Source organism: Halomonas marinisediminis (genome assembly GCF_004347715.1).
Classification (GTDB): Bacteria; Pseudomonadota; Gammaproteobacteria; order Pseudomonadales; family Halomonadaceae; genus Halomonas; species Halomonas icarae.
Window position 1 is genome coordinate 57,003 of record NZ_SLTR01000002.1, and the last position, 13,612, is coordinate 70,614.

13 protein-coding genes are annotated in these 13,612 nt (G+C 66.5%); 4 read left to right on the top strand and 9 right to left on the bottom strand.

The genetic code is table 11. The annotated features are described in order from the left end of the window. Positions 1-69: 69 nt before the first annotated feature. Together E0702_RS02025 and E0702_RS02030 are read right to left on the bottom strand one after the other, a co-directional pair. A complete protein-coding gene (locus E0702_RS02025) occupies positions 70-762 on the bottom strand; it encodes a gamma-glutamyl-gamma-aminobutyrate hydrolase family protein (protein ID WP_132041308.1) in 693 nt (230 codons plus the stop codon). Then, positions 759-1,766 (bottom strand): amidoligase family protein, encoded by a 1,008-nt coding sequence (locus E0702_RS02030; RefSeq protein ID WP_132041531.1) that lies wholly within the window; start codon positions 1,764-1,766, stop codon positions 759-761. Before E0702_RS02030 ends, E0702_RS02025 begins: the two co-directional genes overlap by 4 nt. A gap of 93 nt (positions 1,767-1,859) precedes the next feature. Here E0702_RS02030 and E0702_RS02035 point away from each other — a divergent pair, with 93 nt between their 5' ends. Then, entirely contained in the window at positions 1,860-4,214 is a 2,355-nt protein-coding gene (locus tag E0702_RS02035; protein ID WP_132041309.1) for a mechanosensitive ion channel domain-containing protein, read from the top strand. A gap of 25 nt (positions 4,215-4,239) precedes the next feature. Next, complete coding sequence (locus E0702_RS02040; RefSeq protein ID WP_132041310.1) at positions 4,240-5,754, top strand: hypothetical protein; 1,515 nt, start codon at positions 4,240-4,242, stop codon at positions 5,752-5,754. 50 nt (positions 5,755-5,804) lie between these two features. Here the strand turns inward: E0702_RS02040 and cdd are convergent, their stop codons facing one another. The 7 genes from cdd to E0702_RS18980 all read right to left on the bottom strand — a co-directional run bounded on the left by cdd (position 5,805) and on the right by E0702_RS18980 (position 11,937). Then, positions 5,805-6,209, bottom strand: coding sequence for a cytidine deaminase (cdd, locus tag E0702_RS02045; protein WP_132041311.1), 405 nt, complete (start codon positions 6,207-6,209; stop codon positions 5,805-5,807). Continuing rightward, positions 6,206-6,949 carry a purine-nucleoside phosphorylase gene (gene deoD, locus E0702_RS02050; RefSeq protein WP_132041312.1) on the bottom strand — a complete coding sequence of 248 codons (744 nt, stop codon included), beginning with the start codon at positions 6,947-6,949 and terminating at the stop codon, positions 6,206-6,208. The genes cdd and deoD overlap by 4 nt, the downstream gene beginning before the upstream one ends. After that, a complete protein-coding gene (locus E0702_RS02055) occupies positions 6,949-8,256 on the bottom strand; it encodes a phosphopentomutase (protein ID WP_132041313.1) in 1,308 nt (435 codons plus the stop codon). Before E0702_RS02055 ends, deoD begins: the two co-directional genes overlap by 1 nt. After that, positions 8,253-9,584, bottom strand: a complete 1,332-nt coding sequence (gene deoA, locus E0702_RS02060; protein WP_132041314.1) for a thymidine phosphorylase — start codon at positions 9,582-9,584, stop codon at positions 8,253-8,255. Before deoA ends, E0702_RS02055 begins: the two co-directional genes overlap by 4 nt. 1 nt (position 9,585) lies before the next feature. Next, the gene (gene deoC / locus E0702_RS02065; protein WP_132041315.1) at positions 9,586-10,389 is read right to left on the bottom strand and encodes a deoxyribose-phosphate aldolase; all 804 of its coding nucleotides are present in this window, start codon (positions 10,387-10,389) and stop codon (positions 9,586-9,588) included. Positions 10,390-10,483: 94 nt separating this feature from the next. After that, entirely contained in the window at positions 10,484-11,758 is a 1,275-nt protein-coding gene (locus E0702_RS02070) for a NupC/NupG family nucleoside CNT transporter (protein ID WP_132041316.1), read from the bottom strand. A gap of 29 nt (positions 11,759-11,787) precedes the next feature. Further along, positions 11,788-11,937, bottom strand: coding sequence for a hypothetical protein (locus E0702_RS18980; RefSeq protein ID WP_165927464.1), 150 nt, complete (start codon positions 11,935-11,937; stop codon positions 11,788-11,790). Positions 11,938-12,056: 119 nt separating this feature from the next. Here E0702_RS18980 and E0702_RS02075 point away from each other — a divergent pair, with 119 nt between their 5' ends. After that, positions 12,057-12,815, top strand: a complete 759-nt coding sequence (locus E0702_RS02075; RefSeq protein WP_306766895.1) for a DeoR/GlpR family DNA-binding transcription regulator — start codon at positions 12,057-12,059, stop codon at positions 12,813-12,815. Between the two features lie 115 nt (positions 12,816-12,930). Then, complete coding sequence (locus E0702_RS02080) at positions 12,931-13,611, top strand: CBS domain-containing protein (protein WP_132041317.1); 681 nt, start codon at positions 12,931-12,933, stop codon at positions 13,609-13,611. Position 13,612: the final 1 nt, after the last annotated feature.

Sequence of the window (13,612 nt, forward strand, 5' to 3'; positions counted from 1 at the left end):
CGGGGCAGCCGAATGGCGGTCCCGGCGTTGTTATTGTGGCCACCAAGTCGCCGCCTTGTCGGCGCTGCCTCAGGCGGGAGTCTCTGCCTCACGGCGTCGCCGCATCGCCGCCTTCGCCAGGGCGCGGATCAGACGCTGCTGGGGACGGTTGAAGATCAGCCATTCCGGGTGCCACTGCACGCCGATCAGGAAGTCGTGTTCGCGAGACTCGATGCCCTGCACCAGGCCATCGCGGTCCCGGGCGACGATCTCGATGCCGCGCCCGGCCTGCCTGACGGCCTGATGGTGCAGGCTATTGATGCGACACCAGCTGACCCGCAGGATGCGATGCAGCTGGCTGTCCCCTACGATATCCACGGTCTTGCGCGGCAGCACGGTGCGGCGCCGCTTGAGCCCCTCGTGCGTGGTGTAGATATCCGGGTCCAGGGTGCCGCCCAGGTAGACGTTGATCAGCTGGGCACCACGGCAGATGCCGAGTACCGGCGTGCCCCGGGGGATAAAGGTCTCGAGCAGTTCAAGCTCCAGTTCATCGCGCTGCGGGTCGACACGCACGTCGATCTGCACCTCGGCGTCATAGAGGTGGGCCTGGATGTCGTCACCGCCACCGATGATCAGGCCGTCGAGGTGTTCCGGCCAGGGCCTCGAGGGCGATAGTCGCAGGGGGCGGCCGCCGTGGCGCCATACCGCAAACCAGTCGAAGAGCCAGGCGGTATGGCTCTTGCGATCCGAGGTGGTGATGCCGATCAGGGGACGTTGGCTCATGAGGCCTTCACCCAGCGGCGCAGGTTCAGCCACAGCCGAGTGAGCGGCGAGCGGGTGTGCTTGGCCACATAGCCGGCGGCGCGGCGCCTGAGCGTATCGGTGTCGGCGGCCAGCTTTTCCACCTCCAGCCAGCGGTTCCATTCGACTGCCGAGCCCCAGTCGGGCTGCGAGAGCCGCGCGTCGGGCAGCCGGTAGTGGAAAGTGGGTCGCGCCTTGACCAGCTTGTTGCGAAACAGCTCGTGGGGGTAGTCGGGCCGCAGGTGGGCGAACAGCGGGGTCATGTCGAGCTCGCGGTTGCGGGTCGGGTTGTCGGCCAGATAGTCGCGGATCAGGGTGTCAATATCCGGGGCATAGTCCGCCGCCAGTATTTTAAGGGCATAGGCCTTGGGAAAGGGGTTGGCGTGGGGCAGGACCTCACGGGTGATGTCGACATCGATCTGTTCACGCAGCCACTCGGCGGTGAGGAGATAGGCGCGTAGATGATCGAGCAGGCTTGGCACCTCGAGGCTGGGGACCTCGGGGTTGAGGTGCAGTCCGAAGCCATAGAGCAGGCTGTCGTCGGTTCCCTTGGCGCCATGCTCTCGCAGCGCCGCGAACAGCGCATCGAGCTGTTCGAGTTCATTCCACGGGATCGGCGGGCAGACGATCTCGGTGGGCACCAGGCCGGTGACCACATCCCCGATCAGTTCCCTGGCACGGCTATGCAGGTCGACTCGCATCTGATGGCGGTGGCGCTCCCATTCGCTGTCGCCACTGGGCATGGCCTCCAGCACTTCCGTGTCGGGATGGGCATACTGGGTATCGAGCTCGATGGTAAAGGTGCCCCAGCGAGTCTCCTCCACCTTGAGGCGGTGGGGGCTGATCGCCAGGACCTCGCCGCCAAACAGTGCACACACCACTGCCGCGGTATCCTGCGGTGGCAGGCCCGCAAACTCGATCTCGACGCCCACGCGGCGGGTTTCGCCCTCGTGAGTCGTGGGCTCGGGTGGCGGTAGTGGCGTCATGGCGGCATCCTGTGCATCACATGGGAGCGCCTGGGAGCGTATCATACTGAGCTCCGCCTACGGCGCTCGCTTACTCATCGACATGGAGGTGTGATGTACCCATACCGCCGCCTCGGTTCATACGCAACCGTCTGGACGCTGCTTTTCGCTCTCTTGCTGAGTCTTGCCGCCTGGCTGTTGCCTGTGGCTTCCGTGCAGGCACAGTCGGTGAACCTGCCGGGGCTGGTGACCTCCGGTGAGGATCAGCAGCAGCATGACCCCGAGGCCTTCCAGGAGTCGCTGCAACGCATCATCGCGACCCTCGAGGATGCCGAGCGGCGCGGCCAGCTGCTGGAGAGCCTGCAGGACCTGCAGAGCGTGCATGGCCAGGCGGTCGAGGAGCGCGGCATCGCCCCGCGGGAAGGCCTGCTCGGGGCCCTGGCAGAGACCATCAGCGATCTGGGCCAGCAGGCCGAAGGGGAGGCGTCACCGCTGGCACACTGGAAGGCACAGCTTAACCAGGGCTGGCATGACCTGAGCGAGCTGGTGGCCAAAACCGAAAACGCCGACCTGATTCGCTTCGCGATCGAGGCCACCGTGCTGCTGATCATCTGGGGCGGGTTGTTGGTGATCCTGATCGCCCTCGGGCGCCTGCTGGCCAGGCGTCGTGGCTGGCCCCTGGATCTGCCCCGCGAGCCGCGCGCCTGGCTGCTCACCGTTCACTTCCTGCGGCGCATGCTGCCCTGGGGGCTGGCCTTCGCGCTGGTGCTGGGTGTGGCCCAACTGGTACCACCCAGCAGTGGGCGTGTATTGGCGCTGGTGGTCGCTTATATCGCGCTGTGCGGCCGCACCCTGTCGGTGGTGGTGGAAACCTTTGTTTCGGAGTTCACCCGGGGCCACCGCTTCGTGGCGGTGCAGCTGGTGCAGAACCATGGCCTGCGGCCACTGTTCGTGATCGGTGCCCTGGTGGCGCTGGGAGATGCCTTCAACTCGGGACGCCTAACCGTGCTGCTCGGTGCCGAGCTGGCCGGCCTGCTCTCGGTGCTGGCCAATATGCTGGCGGCGCTGCTCAGCGTGCGTTTCATCTTCAGGTTCAAGCGGCCCATCGAACATATCATTCGCAACCGGCCCTGGCGTGAGCGCCGCGAGCCCGGTGCCAGTGCCAGTATCGTGCAGGTGCTGGGCAGTCTCTGGCATGTACCGGCACTGCTGCTGGTGGGCGGCTCGCTGGTCGCGATCTTCGTGACCGGAGGCGACGTGGGCACCGCCCTGGCACGCTCCATCATCTCGGCGGCACTGCTGGTGCTGGTGCTGGTCGTCACCGGCCTGGTGCGCCGCCATGGCGAACGGCGCAAGCGGCGCCAACGTCGGCGTCGTGTCAGTCAGTATCGCGTGCGTCTCGAACGCTTCGGCTATGTACTGGGCCATGTGGCGGCCTGGGTTGCCTTCGCCGAGCTGTTCTTGCAGGTGTGGGGCGGCTCGCTGTTGGGCATCGGCAGTGCAGGGGTCGCCAGTGCCCGTATCGGCCAGGCGCTAATGGCCATCGCCCTGACCCTGCTGCTGGCCTGGCTGGCGTGGATCTTCGCCGATACCGCCATCCAGCGCGCCTTGACCAGTTCGGTGCGCTCCCGCGGGCGGCGCGTCAATCAGGCGCGCGCCCAGACCATCACGCCGATGATCCGCAACGTCATCTTCACCACCATCGTGATCATCGCGGCCATCGTCGGACTGGCCAATCTGGGGGTCAATGTCACGCCGCTGCTGGCCGGTGCGGGTGTGATCGGCCTGGCGCTCGGTTTCGGCGCCCAGACGCTGGTGCAGGATCTGATCACCGGCATCTTCATCCTGATCGAGGACTCCCTGGCCGTGGATGACTTCGTCAGGATCAACGGTCATATGGGCACGGTGGAGGGGCTGACACTGCGCACCGTGCGCCTGCGTGATCTCGACGGCATCGTGCATATCATCACCTTCAGCCGCATCGAGTCGATTCATAACATGTCGCGGCAGTTCGGCATCGCGCTGATGAAGATCCGCATTCCCTATGAGATGCCGATCGACGATGCCATCACCCTGATGCAGGAGACCGCCCAGGCGCTGCGGCAGGATCCGATGATGCGCCATTACATCTGGTCGCCGCTGGAGATGCAGGGCATCCACGCCTTCGAGGAGGGTTGCCCGATCCTGCGGATGCGCTTTCGTACCGCGCCCGAGATGCAGTGGGACGTCTCCCGCGCCTTCAACCTGCTGCTCAAGCAGCGCATGGAGACCCAGGGTGTCGACCTCGGCGTGCCGCGCCTCAGTGTCAGCATGGAGGGGCGGGGTGGCGGCCGTCTGGACGGCGCCAGCGAGTACGGTGATGACCAGGCCGGTGAACGCGATGCATCCGGCCGCGCACCGGGGCGTGCCGGTGTTGCCGACCCCCATCACCAGACGAGCAGTAGTGGCGGCTCGCCCGACCCGGGCTAGTCGCCCAGCCTAGAGTGAGTCATCCATGATTCAGGTTGAACGTCAGGACAGTCTCCACCTCAAGGTTTCCCGCGTGCTGCAGGAGGAGACCTCGCATCGGCTTGATCTGTTTCTGTTCGTGCCGGGGGAGCTGGGCCTGACCGGTCAGGTGATTCCCGAGGAGGACTTCTATCACGGCTCCATCCATGTGAAACGCACCTACTTCAGCGACCGCTACCGCCTGCCGCTGGTCCTCAGTCGTCTGGCCGAACGCGGCAAGCTCGATGCCGAGCACTATCGTCTTAGCCTGAGCCTCTATGCCTATCAGTATGTGGTGGCCATGGAGAGCGCGATTCAGCCGCTGATCGATGATGTGCGGCGCGCCAGAAAGAACGAGAAGGTCGAGAAGGCGGAGAGGGAGCGAGAGGAGGAGCAGGGCAGGGAGGACGACAGCACCGCATCGGAGCAGGGCGATCAGCCGCAGAAAGCGCCAGAGAATGAGCAGCTGGCCGAGCTGGAGAAGAGGCTCGCCGAGCATGTCGACCTGGCGGTCAGCATCCTGAGTCGCCTGCGGCGCCAGGAGCCCGGTGACGAAAGCCTGCATCGCTACTTCGCCACCATCGACAACTATCTCTCGTGGTTTACCGAGCAGCGGCTGCTGGCACTGCTCGCCGGTCTGCCTCGGGGGGCACGCTTTCGCCCGATACGCGCACGGCTGGTGGAGATCTGTCGTGCCGAGGATGCGTATCGACGCGAACGGGAGTACAACTCCGCACGGGTGACCCGCGATCCGACGCGGATGTCCAACAAGATGCGGCTGTTGAGGCGGTTGATCGAGCATCCGGTGACCCTCAAGCAGAAGAATCAGGAGCTGGGCAATGCCGAACAGAAGGCGGTAAAGGCGCTGGCCACCGCGGTGGTGATGATATTCGTCTCCCTCGGGCTGCTCGAGATCCGCACCGTGCTGGCCGACCTCACCGCGCTCTTCGTACTGGCCATGGCCGGCATCTACGCCCTGCGCGAGGTGTTCAAGGACGACCTGCGCAATACCCTGTGGCGACTACTGCGTCGCGGCCGCCCCAAGTGGCGTCGACAGTATCTGGACCCGACCCGCGACCAGGTGGTAGGGCGCCAGTTGGAGTGGTTCGACTACAAGCGGTTTTCCCGACTCGATGATGAGATCAAGCGGGTGCGCAAGCGCAGCGTGGCACAGCGCGAGGAGGTGGTGGTGCACTATCGCTCCAGTTCGCGGATGTCGCCGACCCGATTCCTGAGCGGCTACGATCACACCCGCGAAAGCCTGACACTCGATCTGTCCCCGATCGCCCGGCTGATGGACAAGAGCAGTCGCCGCGTCTACCGGCTGGGAGAAGGCGACCAGGTCGTGCGTGAAGAGGTGGAGAAACGCCATCTTCTCAACCTGGTGATCCGCGAGACCCAGGGCAGTGCTCCCGCCACCCTGGAGCGCTGGAAGATCGTCATGAGCCGCTCGCGGATCGTCGACGTGGAACGGGTCCACGGCGAGGGGCCGGGGCATGAAGAGGCGCCTGATCCCAGTTGAGGCGAGTGGCAGCCGCTCCCTTGCCGTGCCGCGCCTCGGTTCTCAGGCTCTCAACTTGCCAGATTCTCGGGCCCGAAGGCATCGGGCAGCAGCTCGGTCATGGTGTATTGCTTGAGCAGGTTGCCCTCGGCGTCCACCACGCGGATACGGGTGTGCTCGTCGGCGAATTCGCGGATGCGCTGGCGACAGTCGCCGCAGGGCGTGCACAGCTGCTGACCCGGGCCGATCACGTAGACCTCGCGCAGGCGCCGCTCGCCGGCGCTGGCCATGGCGGCGATGGCCGAGGCCTCGGCGCACAGCCCCTTGTAGTGAGCCACCTCGACGTTGGCTCCGGCGTAGCGACTACCGCTTTCGCTGACCACCACGGCACCCACCGGGTGCCGCGAGTAGGGGGCATAGGCGCGGTCGCGTACCGCCACCAGCGTCTCGATCAGGCTTGGATCCAGCGTGTTCATGCGTCGACCTCGCCGATGTTGGAGCATTGGTCGTCGAGCAGCACGGCATCCAGCGCCACCCGCATCATGTCGTCGAAGCTGCGTTCGCGGGCGCTGCTGTCCAGTGAGTCGCCCTTGAGGATATGGTCCGAGACCGTGCAGATGGTGGCCGCGCGGGCACCGAATTCGGCGGCCACCCCGTAGAGACCGGCAGCCTCCATCTCCACGCCGACGATCCCGTAGCGCCGCAGCAGCTCGGCGGTGTCGGGGCGCGGGTCGTAGAAGAGGTCGGCCGAGAACAGGTTGCCGACGCGGGTGGTCACGCCCAGCTTGTCGGCGGCATCGGCCAGGGCACGGGTCAGGGCGAAATCGGCGGTAGCGGCGAAGTCCATGCCGGCGAAGCGCGCACGGTTGACGCCCGAGTCGGTAGAGGCCCCCAGGCCAATCACCACATCACGGACCGCCACATCATCGCGCACCGCGCCACAGGAGCCGACCCGGATCAGTCGCGTCACGCCGTACTCGGTGATCAGCTCCTTGGCATAGATCGACACCGATGGAATGCCCATGCCGTGGCCCATGACCGAGATCCTGCGGCCGCGATACGTGCCGGTGTAACCGGCCATGTTGCGCACGCGGTTGACCTGCTTGACGTCGGTCAGGTAGGTCTCGGCGATGTACTGGGCGCGCAGCGGGTCGCCGGGCATCAGCACGATGTCGGCGAAGTCGCCCGGGGCGGCGTCGATATGCGGGGTTGCCATCAGCACTCTCCTTGAGGGTTGGCGCCTGAAGAACAGGAAGGAAGGAAACTGGTGCCATCATTCATGGCCGGCAGGCCGAGCCAGCTGGCCAGGCTCTGGCCGATATCGGCGAAACTGTCGCGGGCCCCCAGGGGGCCACGCGGCAGGCCGCCGCCCAGAGCCAGCACCGGCACCTGCTCGCGGGTATGCTCGGTGCCGCGCCAGGTCGGGTCGCAGCCATGGTCGGCGGTGAGGATCAGCAGGTCGTCCTGCTTGAGCCTGGCCAGCAGCTCGGGCAGCCGGGCGTCGAAGGCCTCCAGTGCCGCGGCGTAGCCGGCGACGTCGCGACGGTGACCGTAGAGGGTGTCGAAGTCGACGAAATTGGTCATCACCAGGGTGCCGGCCGGATCGTCGCCCGACTCGTCGAGGGCCGCCAGGGTGGCGTCCATCAGGGCCTCATGACCGCTGGCCTTGACGCTGCGCGAGATGCCGCAATGGGCGTAGATATCGGCGATCTTGCCAATGGCGATCACCTCGCCGCCGGCGTCGTGAAGCCTCTGCAGCACCGTGGGGGAAGGCGGCTCGATGCTGTAGTCGCGCCGATTGCCGGTGCGCGTAAAGCCGGTCGCTGTGTCGCCCGTGAAGGGGCGGGCGATGACACGGCCGATGTTGTAGGGCTCGAGCAGGCGTCGGGCCGTCTCGCACAGGACGTAGAGTCGCTCGAGACCGAACGCCTCTTCGTGGGCGGCGATCTGAAATACCGAGTCGGCCGAGGTGTAGACGATCGGCTTGCCGCTCGCCAGGTGTTCCGCGCCCAGGCGGGTGATGATATCGGTGCCCGAGGCGTGGCAGTTGCCCAGCACGCCGGGCAAGTTGGCGTCGCGGACCAGTGCCTCCAGCAGCGCCTCGGGAAAGCTGTTGTTGCGCTCGAGGAAGTAGCCCCAGTCGAAGCGTACCGGCACGCCGGCAAGCTCCCAGTGGCCGGAGGGGGTGTCCTTGCCCGAGGAGATCTCGGCGGCATGCCCCCAGGCGCCGATCAATTCGGTGGGTGGCGTCACCCCGTCGGCCCAGGCGCCGGTAGCGGCGTGGTGGGCGTGGAACAGCCCCAGGCGCGCCAGGTTCGGCAGCGAGAGCGGTCCGCTGCGCGTCGCCTCCGGAGCGGTGGTGGAGTCCTGGGTAGTCTCGCACTCGCCGCGGGCACAGGCCGCGGCGATATGGCCCAGGGTGTCGGCGCCGGCGTCGCCGAACTGCTCGGCATCGGGACCGGCGCCGATGCCGAAGGAGTCGAGGACGAGCACGATGGCACGACGGTGGGTGCCGTGAGTCATGGGGTCTCTCCCAGGAGGCGTTGATGGATCGGCGCCGGCGCCGTGGTGGGGGCGTCATCCACGACAATGGCCGCACGCACCTGGGCCGCGGCACGCTCGGCGGCATCATGGCTGGCGGCGTGGACAAGCGCCAGCGGACGCTCGGCATCGACCGCCTCGCCGATGGCGGCTACCTCGCTCAGGCCGACGGCGGGGTCGATGGCGGCGCCGGGGGTGCGGCGTCCGCCGCCCAGCTCGACCACCGCAAGCCCCAGGGCACGGGTGTCCAGGCGCTGGACGATGCCGGCGCGCTCGGCCGGCACCGCCAGGGTGACCGGCGCCCGGGGCAGGTATCGTTCGGGGTGGTCGAGCAGGTCACCAGGGCCACCCAGGCCTGCCACCATGCGGGCGAAGCGTTCGGCGGCCTTGCCCGAGGCCAGCGCGGCTTCGAGGCGGGCCTCGGCGCCGGCCGGGGTCTCGGCCAGGCGACCGGCGATCAGCAATTCACGGGCCAGGCGACGCGTCACCGTCATCAGGCGGCTGTCGCACCGTTTGCCGGTCAGCGCATGGATCGCTTCGTGCACCTCCAGGGCATTGCCGGCGCAGGGCGCCAGCGGCTGGCTCATGTCGGTGACCAGTGCGGTGGTCGGCGTGCCGGCGCGGGTCGCGACATTGGCGATCGAGGCGGCCAGCTCCAGGGAGGCGGCATGGGTGGGCATGAAGGCGCCGCTGCCGCTCTTGACGTCCATCACCAGGGCGTCGAGTCCGCAGGCGAGCTTCTTGCCGAGGATCGACGAAACGATCAGCGGCAACGACTCCACCGTGGCGGTGACGTCACGGATGGCGTAGAGGCGTTTATCCGCCGGGGCCAGCTCGCCGCTCTGGCCGACGATGGCCACGCCGACCTCGCGCACCAGCCGGCGGAAGGTGGCGGTATCCGGGGTGACGTCGTAGCCAGGGATCGCCTCGAGCTTGTCCAGGGTGCCGCCGGTGTGGCCCAGGCCGCGGCCGGAAATCATCGGTACGTGACCGCCACAGGCGGCGATCCAGGGCCCCAGCACCAGCGAGACCAGGTCGCCCACGCCACCGGTGGAGTGCTTGTCAAGCACCGGACCGGGCAGGTCCTCCCAGGTCAGGGTGACGCCGGAGTCGCGGATGGCGGTGGTCAGCGCTACCGTCTCGGCCTCGTTCATGCCGTTGAGATAGATCGCCATGGCCAGTGCCCCGACCTGGGCATCGGAGAGTCGGCCGTCGGCGACGCCGTTGACCAGCTCGCCGATCGCGGCGCTGTCCAGGACATGGCCATCACGCTTGGCGCGGATCAGCTCCTGGGGTAGCGGCGAGGTCATCTCAGTACCCCTCCTGACCCTCGACCGGCGCCACCGCCAGGTCCAGCGTGTGCAGCAGGTCGTCAAGCAGGCCCGAAGCGCCGAAGCGGAAGTGTGCCGGGGTGATCCAGTTGGCGCCCATCACCCGCTCGGCCAGCTGCAGGTAGGCCTGGGCATCCTCGACGCTGCGCACACCACCGGCGGCCTTGAAGCCCACGCTGCGCTGCAGCGTGGGGGCGCTGGCCTTGATGGTCTCCAGCAGGATCTCGGCGGCCTCGAGGGTGGCGTTGATCTCCACCTTGCCGGTGGAGGTCTTGAGGAAGTCGGCGCCGCCCTCGATGGCCAGCTCGGCGGCGCGACGAATCAACGCCGGCTGCTTGAGTTCGCCGGTCTCGAGGATCACCTTGAGAGTTGCCTCCCCGGCGGCCTGATGGCAGCAGGCGACCAGCTCGCGGCCGGTCTCCTCATCGCCGGCCAGCAGGGCGCGATAGGGAAACACCACATCCACCTCATCGGCACCGGCGGCAACCGCCTCGCGGGTCTCGCGGGCGGCGGCCATGATGTCGTCGCCGCCATGGGGAAAGTTGGTCACCGTGGCCACCCGGATCCTGTCCGCCAGGTCCAGCGCCTTGAGAGTACGCTTGGCAGTGGTGACGAAGGCGGGGTAGACGCAGACCGCCGCCGGGGTGCCGGCGGTGGTGCGGGCGCGGCGGCACAGCGACTCGATGCGAGCATCGGTGTCGTCGTCGTTGAGGCTGGTCAGGTCCATCAGCGCCAGCGCCTGGCGTGCGGTGCGCTTGAGATCTTGGGTCATGGTCGCGTCCATAGGTCGTGAAGAATAGGTCGTGAAGAATAGGTCGGGAGGATAGATCGTGAAAGGTTAGACGCCCGGGTTGGCCCGGGCGCAGGAAAAGCAAGGGTCAGCCCAGCGCCGACAGGGCCATGAAGAATCCGGCGATGGAGGCTGACATCAGATTGGACAGTGTACCGGCCAGCACCGCCTTCAGGCCGAAACGGGCGATCTCGTGTCGACGACTCGGGGCGATGCCGCCTACCCCGCCGAGCAGAATGGCGATCGATGACAGGTTGGCGAAGCCGCACAGGGCGAAGGAGAGGATCGCCATGGTGTGGGCGCTCATGACCTGGCCGGTGGCGGCCACCACCTGCTCGCCGCTGAGATAGGGGCTCAGATTGATGTAGGCCACGAACTCGTTGACCACGATCTTCTGGCCGATAAAGGAGCCGGCCAGCGTGGCCTCCTCCCAGGGGATGCCGAGCAGGAAGGCGAGAGGGGCGAACAGCCAGCCCAGGATCCATTCCAGGCTCAACGCCTCGAAGTCGAACCAGCCGCCGATGCCGCCCAGGATGCCGTTGATCAGGGCGATCAGGCCGATAAAGGCCAGCAGCATGGCGCCGACGTTGGCGGCCAGCTTGAGACCCGACGAGGCGCCGGAGGCCGCCGCGTCGAGCACGTTGCTGGGCTTGTCGTCGTCCTCCTCCTGCTCCTCTTCGATCTTCGAGATGCTGTCTTCGGGGGTGCGTGTCTCGGGCATGATCAGCTTGGCGAACAGCAGCCCGCCCGGCGCGGCCATGAAGGAAGCGGCGATCAGATACTCCATGGGCACCCCCATGGCGGCATAACCGGCCAGCACCGAACCTGCCACCGAGGCCAGGCCACCGCACATGACCGCGAACAGCTGCGAGGGCGTCATGCGGGCGATGAAGGGACGCACTACCAGTGGGGCCTCGGTCTGGCCGACGAAGATGTTGGCGGTGGCCGAGAGGGACTCGGTGCGCGAGGTACCCAGTGCCTTTTGCAGGGCACCGCCGAGGATGCGGATGATCCACTGCATGATCCCGAGGTAGTAGAGCACGGCGATCAGCGAGGAGAAGAAGATGATGACCGGCAGCACCTTGATGGCGAAGACGAAGCCGATGCTATCGACATCGGCCAGGCCGCCGAAGACGAAGCCGATGCCGTCGTTGGCATAGAACAGCACCTGGGTGACGGCGTCGGAAAGCGTCTTGAGCACCGTCTTGCCGAAGGGCACGTAGAGCACGAAGGCACCGATGCCGAGCTGGATGGCGAAGGCGCCGACTACCGTGCGCAGACGAACGGCACGGCGATCGTAGGAGAAGATCAGGGCGATGGCGATCAGCGTCACCATCCCGACAAGGCTCATGATGAGGGTCATGGGTGTCCCCTTTGGGCGTGAGTTCGGGTCTACGGCAGCTTGAACTTGAGGGTATCGATCATGGCGTTGGGATACTGCCCCGGCGTGCCGAGCTTGTCGTCGACCGCGGGCGGCCTGGACGGGGACGACACCGAACAGCAGATCGGTGCCCCGGCCGAGAAGGGGTGATGGCGGATCATGAACGGGGTCTCGGTGGCTGGTGTTGCGGTTTTGTCCCCGGGGGACGTGGCTCACGTGAAAAGTATAACAGCTAGTGTTATTTTTCTAACATTTTCATGTTGCCGCGAGGGCTCGATGCATGGCGCAACGCATCAATGAACGTAGCGCACGGCGGGTAGCGCGGCTGGCCGAGGTGCTGGCGGAGCGGGGTAGCCTGCGCCTGGCGGAGGCGGCGACCCTCTGTGGTGTCTCGCCGATGACCGTTCGTCGAGACCTGGCCGCGAGTGATGGCGAATTGATGCTGATGGGGGGCTACCTGGTGCGTGCCGCCGACCCACGCTACGCCCCGGTCTACGACCTCGACGATCAGCGGGACCGCCAGGCCGCCGCCAAGCGCGCACTGTGCCGTAAAGCGGCGGCCCGAGTCGAGGAGGGGGACACCCTGTTCATCGACTGCGGTACCACCCTGGCGCCGTTGGTGGCTGAGCTTGCCGAGTATCGAGAGCTCACCGTGGTCACCTATGCCCTCAACGTGGCCAGCGCCGTGGCTCGCCATCCGGGGCTTCGCCTGGTGTTGCTGGGTGGGCTCTATCACCCGGCCTCGCAGTCCTTCGAGAGCGATGAGGTGGATGCTGCCGTTGGCCGCCTGGGCATCAACCGTGCCTTTCTTTCGGCGGCGGGGGTACATCCGCGTCATGGTCTGAGCTGTTTCCACTTTCATGAGGTAGCCCCCAAGCGTGCCGCCATCGCTGCGGCCGGTGAGCGTATCCTGGTGGCCGATGCCACCAAGCTGGGGGTGATCCGCCCGGCCCGCTTCGGGGCCCTAGACGACATCGACCTGCTGATCAGCGACGCCGAACCCGAAACGTCGCCTCTGGTGGAGTCTCGGGAGGAGTAACGTCACCTTCGGCGTGAGAAGAGGCGTTAAGGGATCCTGCTCAAGATCAAGGCAAAAGGCCCGGCACGTTGCTATGGTTGATTCTACAAGCCCCTGAACCCGTTGGAGAACGTCGATGCAAGCCGCCGATATCATGACCCGTAACGTCATCACCGTAGGCCGTGACAGCGAGGTGCGAGAGATCGCCAGCCTGCTGCTTGAGCACGGCATCAGTGCCGTGCCGGTGGTGAGCGACAGCGATGAGGTGCTGGGTATCGTCAGCGAAGGCGACCTCATTCGACGGGTCGAGGATGACAAGCGCAAGTCCTGGTGGTTGCGGCTGTTCGCGGTCAATGACCCCGGCGAGTACGTCAAGTCGCATGGTCGCCGCGCCCACGAGATCATGACCCCCGACCCGCTCACCATCGGCGAGGACATGCCGTTGGCACAGATCTCGCGACTGCTGGAGAAGCATCACATCAAGCGGGTGCCGGTCGTCAGCAATGGCAAGCTGGTGGGTATCGTCAGCCGTGCCAACCTGCTCCAGGGATTCGCCGTGGTCGGTCCGGAGACTGCCGCGACCAGCGCTGATGATCGCGAGATTCGTGAGGCGATTCGCAAGGAGATCGATCAGAACACCGGCGTGCTGGTGGATCGCATCAACGTGATCGTCAGCCAGGGTCAGGTGGAGCTGTGGGGCCTGGTGGAGAATGACAAGGAGCGCATGGCGGTTCAGGTCGCGGCCGAGAATGCTGCCGGCGTCAAGGAGGTAAAGAACAACCTGGGCTATGTGCCGCGTGGCTTTGGCGGCGCTTGAG